Raw genomic sequence first — 18122 nt, 5'->3', positions numbered from 1 at the left:
TAACCCAATGATTACAAGTCCATTTTAACACCCAATATGAACGTCTTCGGAATCCGCAGACCTAACCCCGTATCATATCCATAAAAATCTACTAACTCAGGATCTCTTCCTGTATACTTTGTGAGTGTCCACAGATTGCTTCCGCTCACGTACACATAAAATTTTGTAAATCTATCCTTGCTGCGGTTCATCAGTTTAGTCATATCATATCCCACTGTGAGATTTCTCAGTTTCAGGAAGGAACCGTCCTCCAGAAACATATCCTGCTCTGCCTGATAAGGCGATACCGGAGACCAGGGATTATATAGAGGATATGCTTTATCATCAAAATTTTTCTCCCAGAATGTTATATCTCTGACCGCTCCTATAGCGTTGGATTCATCCTGATTGGCAAAATCATAATAGCTCGCCGCCTGAGAATTGAGGATATCTTTTTTCAGATTGAAATAAAGAAATGCACTTATATCAAAAGACTTGTATTTGAATTGATTATAGAATCCTCCGGTGTATTTAGGAAAAATATTACCCATTAACTGGCGATCCTTATTATTAATATCATAATCTCCGTTTATATCTATCCATCTTGGATCCCCGCCTTTCATATCGGTACCATTATAAGTCAGGATTTTATAAGTAGACGGATTCACCGGTACGTCCAGATCATTATTGAAAATTCCCCGGTTCTGCAATAACCAAAAATGATCGATACGCTCCCCTACAGCCAGTTTTCGGGTTCCGATTTCAATTTCCGGAAGACCGTTTGGCAAGGCTTTCAGCTTATTATTATTATAAGAGATATTAAAGGAACTGTTCCATGAAAAATCGTTTTTAGCAGGAAGATTAAAATTCAGTGTCAGATCCATTCCTTTGTTATTGACAACCATTCCGCTTTTGCGCTCAAACTGATATCCGGACTCCGCCACGATAGGCACGTTAAAGATAGCGTCCTTATTATCTTTGTTATAAAAATCTACCCGGGCTGTAAGCATATTTTTCAAAAGAGAAACATCAAGTCCTACATTCAACATTTCTGTATAGGACCATGGCAGATCATAGCCTACCCAACCTGACTGATACGGACGGCTTAATGTTCCTAATCCATTATATGAAAACACTGCTTTATTTCCATCCCAACCCAGTTCAGACGCATACTGAGGTCCTGCCGCATCCCGGTCTGTGGTCGGAATATTTCCAAGGCGTCCATAGGAAGCTAATACTTTAAAGTAATCGAAGAAGTCAGATTTTATAACGTGATTCAGATTATAATCCGCATTGACTGCATACGATAGAAACCAACGTTCAGAAGGTTGTACAGCAGATGAGCCATCATTCCGGATCAATGCTCCGATATTCCATTCGTCTTTGCGGGTATAGTTCAGTTTTCCGTAAAATGAAGCAAGCCTGTGCTGGATCTTGTCTGAATAATAGTATGGAATAAAACCTATAGACTGCAGATAATTAGCATACTGCGAATTTCCTTCGACAACGTTTACTTTAATAAAATCGTTCGGTCCTCTGTATCCCTGAGCATAATTGTATTTTTGGGCATCAGCCTGATAATTAAATCCTCCTGTAAAACTGAAACGATCCTTATCATTCACATCATAAAAATAGTTCAGCGTATTATCAAATACCATCCGCTCATTGTAACCGAAGTAATTGGATACATAATTATTCCCAGACATCAGCGTTGAAGGCCAGAATACATTTCTTGTATTCTCATTGTAATCCATCATTAACTTCGGAGAGAAACTAAGATTCTTCAGAATGGCAAAATTCAGCGAGAAGTATCCGATAATACTGTTATTGAAATTCTCATCAATAGTCTTATCATACTCCTTCAGATACAAGCCGTACATATCTTTATTGGGAGAGATTGGCGTACTCAGATCCGGCACATAGCGTGTCTCACCAAACCTTTCGATGATCGATTTATTACGATCGCGATCCAGGCGTGTGGCATGTATCATACTGGAAATGGTCAACCATGGCAGAGGAATCATATTAATATAGAATGCCCCCTGATATCTTTTAAACTTCGCAGCATCAGCTGCTCCTGCATCTGAAGTATGTCCTGCGAAAAATCGGAAGTTAGAACGATTTCCTCCACCGACCAGACTACCGTTGAGTGAATAAATCGGAGAAGTTTTATAATACAGATCTGTCCAGTTAGAAGGACCGTAATAATTGACATTGGAAGAATCACTCAGATAAGCAGGATATGAAGCCTGCTGCAGGATATCTGCATAGCGGTCATAAAATGGTTTTCGGAAATTCTTTTCAAATTCCCCGTTTATCGTAGAGACGCTTGAAGGAGTTGCAAATCCGAAGTTTCCGTTAACATTGATACGTCTCTCCCCTGCTGATGCATTTTTGGTTGTTATATAAATTACACCATTCGCCGCTCTTGGTCCGTAAATCGCCGCAGTACTGTAATCTTTCAATACATAAATAGATTCGATATTATCCGGATCCAGTACGGTATTAATATTTGTTGCAGCTCCGACAGGTTGTATTGTATAATTTTGGATATCATACACAATTGCAGGATCCTCTGTCAGCGGAATACCATTCACAACAATCAGCGGCTTATTCTTATTGAAATCTGTCGCATGTAATACAGGTGTAGAAATACCTCTCACAGTTACCCCCTGCTTGATCGTTCCGGGTTCGCCGGAAGATTCCTGAATATACAGTCCCGCAATATTTCCCTTTAGCATCTGTTGAACAGATACAAAAGGTCTTAATCTGGCAGCTTCCATAGCGAGACTGTCCTTTCCCAGATAAGGCTTGGTCGCACTCAGGTCATAAATGAGTACTGAGTCAACTTGCGTGGTATCAACCAGCCCTTTGGAAAAATTGGTTATCCCAAAACCAGTAACTCTCTTACTTGATGCCTTAGTTCCCGGAGAAGCTGAAACGATCCCCGTCAAACATCCACCAATAAGAGAAAAAACCGTAGCAACAACGTATAATTTTTTCATTTAACGGATTTAAAAGATGAACACTTTTACCTAAAAAAACTTAGAGACTTCAAGGTTTATAATGGCTTTTCTCTTCATCAGGTTTATAGCCTTGTTAGTTCTATGTTAATTAATTGGTAGGGCAATATTATAACTATAGAATGACACCGAAGAATGTCACAAAAACACAACCGTTTGCGTAACTAACTATAACGTTTTCGTGTTTACAACACACTTTTATTTACATAAAATGAACATGTAATATTTTTATTGTTTATAAATTAAACATAAAAGAAATTGAAAGGAGCAAAAAAAAGAGGTTGCGAATAACGAAACCTCCTTTTTCTATAAATGATAGCCTTAGTTAATTTTTTGCATGCAGTGCTACCGCATAAAGTTTCATCTGTTTCACCATGGAAAGTAATCCATTGGCACGTGTCGGAGACAAATGCTCCCGTAAACCGATACGATCAATGAAATAAAGATCCGACTCCACGATCTCTTTTGGAGTATGTCCTGACAGTACTTTCACCATCAGACTGACCAGTCCTTTTGTGATAACAGCATCACTGTCCGCCTTAAAAATAATCTTGCCGTCTTCCATATCCGGATGTAACCAGACTTTAGACTGACAGCCTTTAATAGTATAATCTTCCGTCTTATATTGTTCGTCTACCAAAGGGAGTTCTTTGCCCAGTTGAATAATATATTCGTATTTCTGCATCCAATCCTCAAAGAATGAAAAATCTTCTATGAGCTCGTCTTGTATCTCGTTGATTGTCATATTTTTACCTAATTTAGACGAGCATACTTACTGCTCGCTCTACTCCCGCTACCAGCTGATCCACTTCTTCTTTTGTATTATAAAATGCAAAAGAGGCACGTACTGTTCCCGGGATCCCAAACTGATCCATAACAGGTTGTGCACAGTGATGTCCCGTACGAACAGCTATTCCCAGTTTGTCCAGAATCACACCTACATCGTAAGGGTGCACACCATCTATTACAAATGATAGTACAGAGGACTTATGATCCGCAGTACCGATAATTCTCATTCCCGGAATCGCAGACATCCGTTCTGTTGCATAAGTAAGCAACTCCTCTTCGTATTTAGCAATTTGATCGAGTCCGACAGATTCAATATAATCTATTGCATCACCCAGACAGATACCCGCTTCAATATTAGGTGTACCTGCTTCAAATTTGAAAGGCAGTTCATTAAAGGTCGTTTTTTCGAAGGTGACTTCTTTAATCATATCTCCTCCTCCCTGATATGGAGGCATAGCATTTAACAAATCTTCTTTGCCATACAGTACACCTACTCCGGTAGGACCGTACATTTTATGACCGGAGAAAACCAGAAAATCTACATCCAGCTCCTGTACATCTACGGGCAGATGCTGAATCGCCTGTGCGGCATCAACCAGCACTGGCACACCATGCTCATGAGCAATCTGTATCAGTTCTTTCACCGGATTGATCGTTCCCAATGCATTTGACACATAAGTTAAGGATACGATTTTAGTTTTTTCAGAAAAAAGTGCACGATAAGCATCCATCTCCAGCTCGCCTTTTTCATTCATAGGAATAACTTTCAATTTTGCGCCTACTTCATCGCATAACATCTGCCAGGGCACAATATTAGAGTGGTGCTCCATTGCAGATATCATGATCTCGTCATCCTTCCTGATATTAGCTTTACCAAAGCAGGTTGCTACAATATTAATAGCATGAGTAGTACCGGTTGTAATAATAATCTCATGTTCGTGAGCCGCATGAATAAAACGCTGTACCTTACGGCGTGTTACTTCAAAGGCATCTGTAGAGATCTGACTCAGGAAATGTACCCCACGGTGCACATTACTATTCATATCCGTATAATACCGAACAATAGCATCGATAACCTGCTGAGGTTTTTGTGTGGTAGCCCCATTATCCAGGTACACCAGAGGTTTGCCGTTTACTGATCTGGAAAGAATCGGAAAATCGGCCCTGATTTGGGATATATTGAAATTTTTCAAAATGTATACACGTTTATTAAAGTAGACAAAGTTAATAGTATTTGGACAAAAAATACGTCAGCACACTGTATTCTTTTGAAAATTTGATAGAATTAACGTTCTTCAAAACAATATGATTTGCATCACTTTCCAATCAAATTATGAAATTATTAAAATACAATTAATCATTATTTAGTTACCTTTGTATGCTATGCAAGAATTAAACCAACAAATACCAGAAGGATCCCGTAAAGAGGTCATGACTTATTTGGAGCCGTTCATGCTGAATGAGATGAGCGAATATTTAAAGCCTGTTGAAGAAATGTGGCAACCGGCAGATTTTTTGCCTGATGCTTCCAGAGATACATTCTTTGAAGAGGTAAGAGACTTGCAGGAAAGTGCCAAAGAACTTTCTTATGATTTAGTTGCAGTGCTTATCGGCGACACCCTTACTGAAGAAGCTCTTCCTACCTACGAATCATGGTTGACTATGGTGGATGATGTGGAAAAAAATGAGCAGGGAGGATGGATGAAATGGGTGCGTGCATGGACTGCCGAAGAAAACCGCCACGGAGATCTGTTGAATAAATATCTTTACCTTACCGGACGGGTGAACATGAAAGAATTTGAGCGTTCGGCTCAATACCTTATACAGGATGGATTTGATATCGGTACAGGAAGAGATCCCTACCGTAACTTTATTTATACCTCCTTTCAGGAAATAGCAACTAACGTATCGCACCGCAGAGTAGCCGGTTTGGCAAAAAAACACGGAGATAAACTTCTGGCAAAAATGTGTGGGGTCATTGCTTCAGATGAAGCCAGACATGCTAAAGCATACATGTCTTTTATTTCTCAGGCACTTGTGGTAGATGCAAGTGAAGTGATTCTGGCATTTGAAGATATGATGCGGAAAAAGATCGTTATGCCCGCTCAGTTTTTGAGAGAATCCGGAGAACCTCAGGGAGAGGCTTTTGCACACTTCTCTGATGCTGCACAACGTCTAGGTGTATATACCGCAATAGATTATGTAGATATCCTGAAAGAATTAAATACAGACTGGAATATTGATAAACTGACCGGACTGAATGAACAGGCAGAAAAAGCAAGAGATTATCTGCTTAAATTGCCGGATCGCCTGCTCCGATTGGCAGACCGCATGAAAACACCGTTAAAAGAATATAAATTCAAATGGATTTACGGATAAAACTTAAAAAAGCGCTAATAATTTAGCGCTTTTTTTATTTGTTAAACTATTTTATGATATTTATTAAAAAATAAACCGGATCTCAGGATGAAATACAAGCAAATACATAACAATTCTATCAATCAGATCATGCTGATTATTATAATCATCCTGATCTGCATACTTATCTTCACCAATCTATCTTACTATCTCCCTGGATTTCTGGGCGCCATTACCTTATATATTCTCTTTAGAAATGCCTATTTCAAAATGACAGAACAGCGAAAATGGAACAAATCGCTCGTCAGCCTGCTCATGGTACTTCTTACAGTTGTGTTTATTGTCTTTCCGACCTGGGGAATTATAAACTACATCACACCGGAGATGACAAATCTTGTTGGCGATAAAAATGATATTATCAAAAATTTCAATTCAATAAAAGATTATATAGCAACTGTACCTTTACTAAAAAATGTTGACCTCTCTGAAGAAGCTTTGCTGAATGTATTACAAAAACTTACCCGCTACCTTCCGAGTATTCTCAATTCTATCGCTGAAGTAGGTGTTAACCTTCTGGTATCTTTATTTGTACTGTACTTTATGCTGGTGCACTCCAAACGGATGGAATCAACTATATATCATGCTATCCCCTTTTCACCACAAAGTAAAAATGAACTGTGGACGGAGGTCAATATGATGGTCCGATCAAATGCCATTGGAATTCCCATACTGGCACTCTGTCAGGGCTTTGTAGCTATGATAGGATATTGGTTTCTGGGTGTTGACAATCCTATTCTTTGGGGAGGAATGACAGCTGTATCAACCATAATTCCGGTATTGGGAACAATGACCGTATATGTACCACTGTCTATATTCCTGTTTGCCAATGGTCAGATTGGCAATGGTATAGGACTATTGCTGTACGGATTTATTGTGATTGGTGGTATTGACAACGTGCTTCGCTTTACGATCCTCAAAAAATTGGGAGATGTCCCTCCGTTGATCACAGTATTCGGAGTATTGCTCGGATTGAAACTTTTTGGAATGCTGGGTGTTATTTTCGGCCCCCTTATTCTCTCCTCTGTAGGTGTATTACTCAAGGTCTACAGCAATGAATACGGGCGCTCCAACAGTGGGATACCTGATGCCTCAGAAGACAAAACGCAGCCCTGAAACAAATACCATTTTTGAAAAGAACAGCCTACTGTCATATAACAGTATTCTTACCTTTAAACTTATATTTTTTTCATAGTTTTGAAGCCATAATATCATTAAGAGCAATATCCATATGAATAAGAAGTTAGTTTTAGGAGCGATGAGTATGCTTACAGCAACTCTGCTTTTCTCTTGCAATTCAGAAAACAAACAAGCCACACAGACATCCTCTGAGCAGGAAGCTGCACCTTCAGCAGACCCACATGCCGGGCAGGAAGCACATACTCCCGCTCAGGCTGCTCCACCGATGACAAAAGAAATCGCAAAAGTATTACCTGCAGATTTCACATTTTACAAACTGAAATCTGGTATCAGCTTTGGAAAAGCAGATCTTGCAAAAGATAAAAACTCCGTATTCGTTCTTTTTGATCCGGGATGCAGTCACTGCCAGCATGAAGCAACTGCGCTTTCCGATAATTACGACAAAATAAAAGGGGTAAACGTTTACTTCGTTTCTATGAATGACCCTGCTTTAATGGCTTCATTTTTTGATACATTCGGACCAAAATTAAACGGTAAATCAAACGTAGAGCTACTTTATGACCGTAATCAGGAGTTTATCCAAAAATTCCATGTTCCTTCGCAATTCCCGGCTAATTATATATACGGTCCGGACGGACAGCTTAAAGAACATTGGGAAGGCGACAAAAACATTAACGAGATTATTGCAGCTTACACAAAATAACGCATGATCAATATTGCGATCAATGGATTTGGAAGGATAGGACGGCATACACTTCGAAACATTCTGCTTAGAAATGCTGGGAAACAATTGTGCGTGGTTGCTATTAATGACCTGACAGACACCAAAACGCTAGCACATCTTTTCAAATATGATTCGGTACATGGTCCTTTTCAAGGTACCGTTACGTATGATGAAAATCATCTGTTTATAAACGGACAACAGATAAAGGTCAGCAAAGAAAAAAATCCGGAGCTGCTTCCCTGGGGAGCACTTGCAATTGATATCGTTATTGAATCTACAGGACATTTTACCTCCGGAGAGCAGGCAGCTTTACACCTGAAAGCCGGAGCAAAGAAAGTTATTATATCTGCTCCTTCATCAGACAAAGAAATTCCTACTATAGTTTTGGGCATCAATGATCAGTCATTCGACTTATCAGCTCCCATACTCTCCAATGCCTCCTGTACAACGAATAATGTGGCGCCATTGGTAAAAATTCTGGACGAAAACTGGGGGATTGAAGACGGATATATTACGACCGTACATTCTATGACCGGTGATCAGAATCTCCATGATGCTCCTCATCGTGACTTACGTCGTGCACGTGCAGCCTCTTCATCCATAATACCAACAAGTACCGGTGCTGCCAAAGCCATCACCAATGTATTTCCACATTTAGAAGGCCGCCTCGGAGGTGCAGGAATACGGGTTCCGGTATTAAACGGATCCCTCACAGACTTCACCTGTACACTAAAAAAACAGACTACAGTCGAAGAAATCAATGCAAAGTTTCAAGCTGCTGCAAATGGCTCATTAAAAGAAGTATTGTATTATACCGAGGATCCTATCGTATCCGTAGATATTATAAACAATCCCTATTCATGTGTCTTTGATTCACAACTGACCTCCATTGTTGGCGGATTGGTGAAAGTAGTCGGCTGGTACGATAATGAATTCGGATATTCCAACAGACTCGTCGATCTGTTGTTAAAAATAGACTCAACAACTGCTGCAGGATAATAAACCTATAGCAGTTGTTTTCAAATTTACACCTACACCTCCCTATCTTCTATTGGTACAAGATTTCAGTTAAAGAGTTGACAAGATCCGCCCCTTAGATTTGCATTAAATCCTGGGTCCGGTGCAGGTTGCATTCCTAAATATTCAATTCTACTTTGGCCGCATAAATACGTCCCGGATCACCAAACAGGGCTATACTCTCCACCACTACAGCAAAATTATTTTTAACTTTCCCATTGAAGACCTCTTTTCCGTTAAGCCTGACTTTTACTGGTTTAGTAAAATCTACTTTATCCACATAAAGATCAATTTGTCCGGAAACGGTACCTTTCACTTCTTTTGTAGTGATATCATAGTTGTTTCCGTTTTTTTCAATTTTAAAAGATTTCCTTCCTCCCTCTTTACTCAGACCATCCAGTCTCACATACCCAAAACCTTTTCTGTAAGCACCGTCGGTATCATAATACATAAATGACAATACATCAGGATAAGTGACTCTTTTGCTTTGTTTGATCAACCAGGGAGTCACATCATAATAGTTGATACCATGCCCCTTACCAGGTTGAATGGTCACGACATGGTTAAAATAACCCGGGTTAGCCAAAGCAGCACTATCAAGCCTGTTCTTCCAGGAAATTCCCATTTCATTACGACCGAATCCGCGATCAAACTCTCCTACTTCAATGCGAACGGATGTATTTCTTAAATTCTCGATCGGAGCTGCTTCTTTAGTTTCCGGACCGGCCATAGGTCCTAATCCTGCGAAATAATCTGCATAGAAAGTTCCCATTCTAAAACTTCCGTATCCTCCTTCCGAAATCCCCAATATATATGTTCTGTCCGGGTCTATTTCATTTGAAAGTACCGCCAGTTGCCAGGCTCTCAGCCAGGTAACTTGTTGAGGCTGATAATACCATCTTCCTATTCTGTCATCTGCCATACGCGGCACAAAATAATATGCAGGACTATCCTGATAAGCATTCCCCAGTTTTTGGGCAGCCATCCATTCATAAGCGTTTGTTTCAGAATCCCATGGTCCCGATAATTCGCTGTATCCTCCGCCTCCGTGTAGATTTATAAAAAAAGGATAGCCGGAAGCAGGTTTATTTCCTTTCACAAAGGTTTTTATTTTCATGCGCTGTCCCTGTGGAATATTCCAGATAAATTCTGTTCCATCCTTGCCCGCAGGAACAAACGTTGCTAATCTATCCTTATTGGCATCCTTCCAAAGTTCCCAGATTGTTTCCTTTTCCAACTTTAAAAGATGCGTCGGAATAGTTTGATTATAATAAACAGGTTCTATTTTTTCCAGATTTTCCGTTTCCAGATTCCGTTTAAAGTAATCTAAAAAATAAGAAGAACTTGATTTTTTTAGGGTTGATTTTTGGTTTGTAATCTGTAATTCTTTTCCCTGTTGAGCATATAAATTATGCATACCATAACTTACAATAAGAAATAACAAAGCCCCTTTAAAAACTGGTTTCAATTTTCTACTCATGGATATTAATAATAGTTAGTGTTATTTGGTTTTAAACAATTATCCGTAAAAGGATAAAGCTAAGAATACTGATCATGCTCACATTTCAACATGAAATTCAGATCTATTTAGCTAATATACAGATTTTTAAAAATATCCAAAAGCTTAAATATGCTTAAAGAATTTATTACCCGAATGGATAGAGTTCCATATCACAGCGATAAGGATCCCTAAGATTTTTTACATCTCCCTCTCTACTCCCAGTCCAAACAATGCAAAATCATATTTAACCGGATCCATAGGGTCCAGTAACCGGAGATTGTCGGTAAGCTCAAGAGCCGTTTTCCAATTCACTTTATCAAGCGTAATCAACCCAAATTTACGAGCTACTCTTTCTACATGAAGATCGCACGGACAAATCAGATCCTTTGGATGAATCCGGGTCCAGATTCCAAAATCAACACCATTATTATCCTGACGCACCATCCAGCGCAAAAACATATTTATACGCTTTACAGTCGATTTTTGTACAGGAGCACTGATATGTTTTCTTGTACGTAAAGGAAAATCCGGAAGCGAGAAGAAATAAGCCTTAAAAGCATTCAGCGCTTTCTCTACTGACACTTCTTTTGCCTGCTCCTGTCCAATCAAAAAGGCATCTTCCAGAGAATCAAACACTGAAAAATGGTACTTGAAAAAGTTGATGAAATACAATAGGTCTGTATCGTTGAAGGTACGGTGTTTAAATCCCAGCAACTGTTTCAAGTCAGTCTCTTCATGCTGCCGTATAAAATCAAAAGGTGCCCCATCCATGCGCTCAATCAGCTCCCTGCATTTATTAATAATAGTCTTACGCTGTCCCCAGGCCAGAATAGAAGCAAAAAAGCCCATGATCTCAATATCCTGTTTCCTTGAAAATAAATGAGGAATACAGATAGGGTCATTAGGAATAAAACCAGGCTGGTTATACTGTTCAACCTTTAGATCCAAAAATTCTTTTATATTAAAATCAGACATGATCACGTAAAAAAAGGCTGTCTCCAATTCAGTCTCTTACCTAACAACATTTCTGTCCTATGATTGGGAAACAGATCGGCTATGAAGAGATACTTTTGAGACAGCCCTGAAAAAAAATAATATTAAGCCAATGCTTGTTTCAGATCTTCAATCAGATCATCAGCATCTTCTATCCCAACCGAGAGGCGGAGCAGATTATCGACTACACCTACCTTTTCCCGTGCTTCCTTCGGAATAGAGCCATGTGTCATAGTTGCCGGATGATTTATCAGCGATTCTACTCCTCCCAGTGATTCAGCAAGCGTAAACACCTTGAAGCGGGAAGAAATACGGAAAGTTTCCTGCATATCCGCCCCTTTCAGTACGATAGAAATCATTCCTCCGAAATCCCGCATTTGTTTTTTAGCGATCTCATGTCCCGGGTGATCTTCAAAACCCGGCCAGTAGATTGTTTCTACCTTAGGATGATTTTTCAGGAATTCAGCAACCTTACGTCCGTTAGCACAATGAGCCTCCATACGAAGATGTAAAGTCTTGATACCACGAAGTGCTAGAAAAGAATCCTGAGGGCCGGGAGTACCTCCACAGGCATTGTAGTAAAACCATAACTGTTTGTATACTTCATCATCATTCAGGATCAGCGCTCCCATGACAACATCAGAATGTCCGTTAATATATTTTGTAGCAGAATGCATTACAATATCTGCTCCCAGATCCAGGGGATTCTGTAAATAAGGAGAAGCAAATGTATTATCTACTACATATAAAGCATTGGCGGCTTTGGCAATCTGACCGATAGCTTCGATATCTGCCAGCTTCAGAGTAGGATTTGTTGGTGTTTCTACCCAGATCAGTTTTGTCTTATCCGTTATGGCAGCCTGCACAGCTTCTGCATCAGAAGTATTGACAAATTTGAAAGTAATACCATATTGTTCATATACTTTCGTAAATATACGATACGACCCGCCATACAGATCGTCACCTGTCACCACTTCATCCCCCGGTTTCAACAGTCTCAGCACACAGTCTGTAGCAGCCATGCCGCTGGCAAAAGCCAGACCGTGTTTTCCGTTTTCCAGCGCTGCCAGACAGTCTTCCAAAGCTTTACGTGTAGGATTAGTCCCGCGGGAATACTCAAAACCTTTATGATCTCCGGGAGAAGCTTGCTGATATGTAGAAGTCTGATATATAGGGGTCATCACGGCTCCGGTTGTCGGATCTGCCTGCTGACCGGCATGAATCGCTTTTGTTGCAAATTTATAAGCCATTATTCTGTTTGTTTAGTGAAATGTAAATTTATCAAAAATCTAACGGAGAAGGGAATTTAAAAGTATAATTCAGTTCATCCTGAAGTAAAGATCCGTGTACCTTTTTTTGAAAAGAATCTTCATCCCGAAAAGCTTCAGGAACAGCAAAACCATACTTTTGAGCTGAGGCTAAGATAACATCATGTTTCAGAGGATGAGCAGGAGTAACTACGTTATAAAGTCCCTTTTTAAGATCAGTAGCAAACCCCAGACAGATCAGTGCAGCTACATCTTCCAAGTGAACAAAATTGCAAAGCTGCCCCCCGGTTGTACACACCTTATGCTGGAAATATTTGGCAAAAATCCGCTCTTTGCCAAATAAGCCCCCTAAACGGTAAACAATCACCCTGCTAAGCCGCTGTACCGATTCTTCAGCCATTAACAACTTTGCATCAAGCTCATTTCTGTCCCACCCCTGCTCAAACATATTTCCGGAAACATCCGGATAAATTCCCACAGAACTGAGAAAAATAAGTTTACTATAAGTCAGTTTCGAAACAAATCCGAATACCCGATCAAATCTTTTGGCAAGAGTATCTTCACCGTGTCGCTTAGTTGCGGGTACACTAACCAGAATGTAATCAAAGCTTTCCGGAAAATTATACGGAATAGGATTGTCATCATCAAAATTATGTACAAAAGCAAAAATACCATCGGGCAACAGCCGATGGTATTTTTCTGATGTGGTAGTAGATGCCCATACTTCATGCCCTTCAGCAATCCATAATCGGGCGACATACTCACCTACCCAACCGCAACCCAATATCAGGTAACGCATATATCAGTATTTTAAAGAAGTAAAACTTCCTGTTTTCAATCAATTCTTATTAATAAGCTTTCGCAAATAAAACTCTCTTGTTAGAAGGCTTACCGGTAAATATACAGACTCCTTCTTCTTCTTTCGCATCTAAAGGCACACAGCGAATAGTTGCTTTAGTTTCTTCTTTCACACGTTTTTCAGTTTCCACAGTTCCATCCCAATGACAGGAAATAAATCCGCCTTTGTTTTCCAATACATCTTTAAATTCTTCGTAAGAATTCACTTCAGTAATATGACTATCCCTGAAAGTTAATGCTTTCTGGAAAATATTTTGTTGAATGGTATCCAGCAGGCCTTCGATCAGACCTGATAAACCTTCCTGAGAAACCGTTTCTTTAGTTTGTGTATCCCTGCGAGCCAGTTCAACAGTACCATTCTGCATATCACGTGCGCCAACTGCCACACGCAAAGGCACCCCTTTGAGTTCCCATTCTGCAAATTTGAAGCCCGGACGTTGTGTATCACGGTCATCGTATTTAACAGAAATATTTTTTGCTTTCAGCTCGGCATTTAATCCATCCACGAAAACATCGATATTTGCTTTTTCCTCATCCGTTCTGTAAATGGGAACGATCACCACCTGAATAGGTGCCAGCATAGGTGGCAACACCAATCCCTGATCGTCCGAATGCGCCATAATAAGTGCACCCATCAAACGGGTTGACACTCCCCATGAAGATGCCCAGACATGTTCCTGTTTACCTTCCTTAGACGTAAACTTGACATCAAAGGCTTTAGCAAAGTTCTGTCCCAAAAAGTGAGAAGTTCCCGCCTGCAAAGCCTTACCATCCTGCATTAGCGCCTCAATACAATAGGTATCCAATGCTCCGGCAAAACGTTCGTTTTCAGTCTTTGTACCTTTTACTACCGGAACAGCTAAATAGTTTTCTGCAAAATGAGCATATACACCCAACATTTTTTCCGTTTCTTCTATGGCTTCCTGACTTGTAGCATGAGCAGTGTGTCCTTCCTGCCACAAAAATTCTGCTGTACGCAAAAACAAACGTGTACGCATTTCCCAACGCACAACATTCGCCCACTGATTTACCAGAATCGGCAAATCACGGTAGGATTCTATCCAACCGCGGTATGTATTCCATATAATAGTTTCCGAAGTCGGTCTTACAATCAGTTCCTCTTCAAGTTTTGCGTCCTCATCAACAATAATATTTCCAGACCCGTCATTCTTCAGGCGGTAATGTGTTACTACGGCACACTCCGTTGCAAACCCTTCTACGTGAGAAGCTTCCTTAGAAAAGAAAGACTTGGGGATAAATAAAGGAAAGTAAGCATTACTGTGACCGGTATCTTTAAACATCTTATCCAGAATCGCCTGCATGCGCTCCCAGATGGCATATCCGTATGGCTTGATCACCATACATCCTCTTACCGCAGAATATTCGGCCAGATCCGCCTTGATAACAAGGTCATTATACCACTGCGAATAATCTTCTGCTCTACTTGTAATTCCTTTACTCATATATGTATTTCTTCAAAAATTTGTAACATTATGGGATTAATTTCCGTCTCCATAAGTAGTGAATGGATTAAAATCCGTAATTTTAAATTATTTTACAGGACGCGTTAAACTAATCACTTAATTTGGCGTCTAAGATAATAAATAAGACTGTAATTGTCGAAGGTTAACTGGTATGGAAATCATGAAAAAAAATAGATTATTATTCGGTGGGTTGGCAATAGCCGCGGTCATAGCACTTGGCTCCTGCTCAACCAATAAGCAAATCACCTATAGAGATGATGTCTATAATAACCAATCTAAGGCTCAGAGAGTGTATCAGAGTCCGGATTATTATTATACTGACGGAGATCAATATGCACAGGATGATTCCTATTATGCGGACGAATATTCGGACGATGAATATAATAACGGATATGATGATATGGGCGAACTGGAATATGCAAACAGAATCAACAGATTCTATTATTCTTCACCGGGCATGTCATATTACGATCCATGGTTTGATCCATGGTACGGATATAGCGGATTTGGATTAGGCCTTGGTTGGGGCTGGGGTGGCGGATGGTCACTTGGCTTTGGCTGGGGAGGTGGTTTCGGTTGGGGCGGAGGCTTCGGCTGGGGTGGCTACCCTTACTATGGCTACGGTTATCCGGGCTTCGGATGGGGTAACTACTGGGGATATAATTCCTACTATAACTCATGGGGTCATCCTTACTATGGTAACGGACATTATGCAGGCAATTACCGTGTAGCATCCAACCGTTCAACAGCTTACCGCAATAACTATTCTAATGTAAGAACTTCTTCTAGAAGTGCATCTTCAGGAAGAAGCAGCAACAGAAGCGGCATCGCTGTAAGCAGAGATGCGAATGGCAGAATCACAGGTACAAGCTCCGGAAGATCATCACGTTCGACCAGCGGCAGATCTGCGGTTAGCGGTTCTGACAGAAGCAGCTCCGGAAGATCAGGGACTGCATCCGGAAGATCCGGAACAGCAAGAGATAATAATGCGATCTACAGAGATACAAGAGATATTAACTCAGGCAGAACCAGCTCAAGACAAGGGACTTCAGAACGCGTAGCTCCATCTACCCGCTCTACATCTCGTCCGGCTGACACCAGATCAAGAGAAACATCTTCAGGTCGTTCTTCTTCAGGCAGAACATATGATCAACCGGCATCCAGACCGTCATATACACCATCACCCTCTTCGGGCAGATCTGCATCACCTAGTATGGGTGGCGGAAGCTCCAGATCAGGAGGAGGTTCATCCGGCGGAGGCTCTGGACGTTCCGGAAGACGTTAAACCATAAACAAACTTACTAATAGTCAATATGCTCTTGCGTATTGACTATTATTTTGCAATAAATACTTCATTTACGTATGAATATCAAACACTTACTACTTTCATCATTTTTCCTTTGTGGAATAATAGGAACGGCACATGCGCAATTTGAAAAAGAAGCACTTCTTTTTTCTCAGGAATATCCCGGAGGAACAGCACGTTTCAAAGGTATGGGTAATGTACAGACCGCTTTAGGAGGCGATCTGAGTTCCATATCCGGCAACCCTGCAGGTTTAGGATTTTACGGACAGTCGGACATAGGTGTCACCTTTAATTATTTTAATAATAACAGCAAGACAAACTATTTCGGTCAGTCCAACAGTCAGAATCAGGGACGCTTTTTGATTGATAACGCAGGTGTAGTCTTTCATTTTCCTTCAGCAAGAGGATTGGGAGCAGATCTGACAGAGGGATGGCTTAATTTTAATGTGGGATTGAGCTACGATAAGACTAATAATTTTCGCAACAAGATTCTGTATTCAGGAACAAATAATGAAAGCACCAAAGGGCAAACATTAGCAGATCTTATGTATACACAGGATGATACTCCTTGGGGAAAAGATTTGTATAGGTCTTTCTTTATGGAGGGCTATCCGGATATTAATGACAGAGGTTATTTTCCTCTGGCAAAAGAAGGAGCGGATAAATATCAGCAAAATAATGTTCTTGAAAAAGGAGATCGCTCAAGAACAACTCTTTCTTTCGGAGCGAATTATAGTAATAAATTCTATATAGGGGCTTCTTTCTCGATGGTTTCTTTCAAGTATGAGACGGCACAGAAGTTTACAGAAGAAGGATCTACCAAAAACAGCGAAGAAATCAGAAGTAGAAATCCAAACTCCCCGTATCTTGACCCTACTACAGCAGAAAGTAAATATGTAGGAATCAAATATGCATTGGATGATTACTACAATCAATATACAGAAGGTTCAGGAGTAGATTTTAAATTAGGTATGATATACAAACCTGCACAGGACTGGAATCTGGGATTGACTATCAAGACGCCAACCTGGATAGCTGTACAGGATAATACAAATTCCTATACGGATATCTATTATACAGGTGGAACTACTGCATTAGACCCATATAAATCAGACTCTTACAATACTGAGGATGATATCAACATCATTACGCCGTTTCAATATAGTCTGGGTATTACAAAATTTTTTCCCAGAGGTCTTATTACGGCAGATGCAGATCTGACGGACTATTCTACAACCAAATTCAGATCACCAAACCGTTATAATCCACAGATGGAAGTTGATATGGAAAAATCTGTTAAAGGGATGTACAAAGCAGCAATAAATGCCAGAATTGGTGGAGAATACCTGATCACCAATATCATAAGTGGTCGTGCCGGATTCAATTATTATGGTAATCCATATAAAAACGCAGACTACAGCCACTATACAGGTACTTTAGGTCTGGGTGTAAAATTATCCAGCTCTCTGTATATGGATGTAGCGGTAGTACACAATATGCTGAAATACTACGAAAGTCCATATACTTTTGAAGAAGTATTCTGGGAGACTCCCAATCCTGTAGCGGAAATCAAAAACAACCGCACGAATGCAGTATTGACTTTGGGTGCAAAATTCTAAATCAGA

At 40.2% G+C, this 18122-nt stretch carries 14 protein-coding genes; 6 read left to right on the top strand and 8 right to left on the bottom strand.

Annotated elements, in window-relative coordinates:
* Positions 1 to 11: 11 nt before the first annotated feature.
* The 3 genes from I6J02_RS14600 to I6J02_RS14590 form a co-directional block, all read right to left on the bottom strand.
* Complete coding sequence (locus tag I6J02_RS14600; RefSeq protein WP_201678583.1) at positions 12 to 2984, bottom strand: SusC/RagA family TonB-linked outer membrane protein; 2973 nt, start codon at positions 2982 to 2984, stop codon at positions 12 to 14.
* 343 nt (positions 2985 to 3327) lie between these two features.
* Complete coding sequence (locus I6J02_RS14595; protein WP_003001411.1) at positions 3328 to 3747, bottom strand: SufE family protein; 420 nt, start codon at positions 3745 to 3747, stop codon at positions 3328 to 3330.
* Between the two features lie 13 nt (positions 3748 to 3760).
* Positions 3761 to 4984: a cysteine desulfurase gene (locus I6J02_RS14590; protein WP_201678582.1), complete on the bottom strand. Its 1224-nt coding sequence runs from the start codon at positions 4982 to 4984 to the stop codon at positions 3761 to 3763.
* A 190-nt stretch (positions 4985 to 5174) separates the two neighbouring features.
* On the opposite strand from I6J02_RS14590, the gene I6J02_RS14585 reads away from it, so the two are divergent.
* From I6J02_RS14585 to gap, 4 genes are all read left to right on the top strand, one after another.
* Positions 5175 to 6170 carry an acyl-ACP desaturase gene (locus I6J02_RS14585; RefSeq protein WP_003001415.1) on the top strand — a complete coding sequence of 332 codons (996 nt, stop codon included), beginning with the start codon at positions 5175 to 5177 and terminating at the stop codon, positions 6168 to 6170.
* A gap of 87 nt (positions 6171 to 6257) precedes the next feature.
* Positions 6258 to 7322: an AI-2E family transporter gene (locus I6J02_RS14580; RefSeq protein WP_201678581.1), complete on the top strand. Its 1065-nt coding sequence runs from the start codon at positions 6258 to 6260 to the stop codon at positions 7320 to 7322.
* A gap of 115 nt (positions 7323 to 7437) precedes the next feature.
* Positions 7438 to 8049 (top strand): peroxiredoxin family protein, encoded by a 612-nt coding sequence (locus tag I6J02_RS14575; protein WP_201678580.1) that lies wholly within the window; start codon positions 7438 to 7440, stop codon positions 8047 to 8049.
* A gap of 3 nt (positions 8050 to 8052) precedes the next feature.
* Entirely contained in the window at positions 8053 to 9069 is a 1017-nt protein-coding gene (gene gap / locus I6J02_RS14570; RefSeq protein WP_201678579.1) for a type I glyceraldehyde-3-phosphate dehydrogenase, read from the top strand.
* Positions 9070 to 9205: 136 nt separating this feature from the next.
* Here gap and I6J02_RS14565 read toward each other — a convergent pair whose 3' ends face one another.
* The 5 genes from I6J02_RS14565 to proS form a co-directional block, all read right to left on the bottom strand.
* Entirely contained in the window at positions 9206 to 10567 is a 1362-nt protein-coding gene (locus tag I6J02_RS14565; protein ID WP_201678578.1) for a hypothetical protein, read from the bottom strand.
* 219 nt (positions 10568 to 10786) lie between these two features.
* Positions 10787 to 11563, bottom strand: coding sequence for a TIGR02757 family protein (locus I6J02_RS14560; RefSeq protein ID WP_201678577.1), 777 nt, complete (start codon positions 11561 to 11563; stop codon positions 10787 to 10789).
* Between the two features lie 122 nt (positions 11564 to 11685).
* Entirely contained in the window at positions 11686 to 12831 is a 1146-nt protein-coding gene (locus I6J02_RS14555; RefSeq protein ID WP_201678576.1) for a cystathionine gamma-synthase, read from the bottom strand.
* Positions 12832 to 12862: 31 nt separating this feature from the next.
* The gene (locus tag I6J02_RS14550) at positions 12863 to 13648 is read right to left on the bottom strand and encodes a GDP-L-fucose synthase (protein WP_201678575.1); all 786 of its coding nucleotides are present in this window, start codon (positions 13646 to 13648) and stop codon (positions 12863 to 12865) included.
* Between the two features lie 49 nt (positions 13649 to 13697).
* Positions 13698 to 15170: a proline--tRNA ligase gene (gene proS / locus I6J02_RS14545; RefSeq protein WP_201678574.1), complete on the bottom strand. Its 1473-nt coding sequence runs from the start codon at positions 15168 to 15170 to the stop codon at positions 13698 to 13700.
* A gap of 181 nt (positions 15171 to 15351) precedes the next feature.
* On the opposite strand from proS, the gene I6J02_RS14540 reads away from it, so the two are divergent.
* On the top strand, positions 15352 to 16476 hold the full coding sequence (locus I6J02_RS14540) for a hypothetical protein (RefSeq protein WP_236581929.1): 1125 nt from the start codon (positions 15352 to 15354) through the stop codon (positions 16474 to 16476).
* A 77-nt stretch (positions 16477 to 16553) separates the two neighbouring features.
* Positions 16554 to 18116 (top strand): OmpP1/FadL family transporter, encoded by a 1563-nt coding sequence (locus I6J02_RS14535; protein WP_201678572.1) that lies wholly within the window; start codon positions 16554 to 16556, stop codon positions 18114 to 18116.
* The last annotated feature ends 6 nt before the right edge of the window (positions 18117 to 18122 follow it).

This window comes from Sphingobacterium spiritivorum (assembly GCF_016725325.1).
Classification (GTDB): Bacteria; Bacteroidota; Bacteroidia; order Sphingobacteriales; family Sphingobacteriaceae; genus Sphingobacterium.
The sequence above is the reverse complement of the archived record's forward strand: the minus strand, read 5'-3'. Positions and strand labels throughout refer to the sequence as shown.

Excerpts from the sequence above, each read along its gene's own strand:
- I6J02_RS14560 (WP_201678577.1), bottom strand. The coding sequence starts at position 11,563 with ATGTCTGATTTTAATATAAAAGAATTTTTGGATCTAAAGGTTGAACAG.
- I6J02_RS14580 (WP_201678581.1), top strand. The coding sequence starts at position 6,258 with ATGAAATACAAGCAAATACATAACAATTCTATCAATCAGATCATGCTG.
- I6J02_RS14555 (WP_201678576.1), bottom strand. The coding sequence starts at position 12,831 with ATGGCTTATAAATTTGCAACAAAAGCGATTCATGCCGGTCAGCAGGCA.
- I6J02_RS14535 (WP_201678572.1), top strand. The coding sequence starts at position 16,554 with ATGAATATCAAACACTTACTACTTTCATCATTTTTCCTTTGTGGAATA.
- I6J02_RS14585 (WP_003001415.1), top strand. The coding sequence starts at position 5,175 with ATGCAAGAATTAAACCAACAAATACCAGAAGGATCCCGTAAAGAGGTC.
- I6J02_RS14540 (WP_236581929.1), top strand. The coding sequence starts at position 15,352 with ATGAAAAAAAATAGATTATTATTCGGTGGGTTGGCAATAGCCGCGGTC.
- I6J02_RS14600 (WP_201678583.1), bottom strand. The coding sequence starts at position 2,984 with ATGAAAAAATTATACGTTGTTGCTACGGTTTTTTCTCTTATTGGTGGA.
- I6J02_RS14575 (WP_201678580.1), top strand. The coding sequence starts at position 7,438 with ATGAATAAGAAGTTAGTTTTAGGAGCGATGAGTATGCTTACAGCAACT.
- I6J02_RS14550 (WP_201678575.1), bottom strand. The coding sequence starts at position 13,648 with ATGCGTTACCTGATATTGGGTTGCGGTTGGGTAGGTGAGTATGTCGCC.
- proS (WP_201678574.1), bottom strand. The coding sequence starts at position 15,170 with ATGAGTAAAGGAATTACAAGTAGAGCAGAAGATTATTCGCAGTGGTAT.
- I6J02_RS14595 (WP_003001411.1), bottom strand. The coding sequence starts at position 3,747 with ATGACAATCAACGAGATACAAGACGAGCTCATAGAAGATTTTTCATTC.
- gap (WP_201678579.1), top strand. The coding sequence starts at position 8,053 with ATGATCAATATTGCGATCAATGGATTTGGAAGGATAGGACGGCATACA.
- I6J02_RS14565 (WP_201678578.1), bottom strand. The coding sequence starts at position 10,567 with ATGAGTAGAAAATTGAAACCAGTTTTTAAAGGGGCTTTGTTATTTCTT.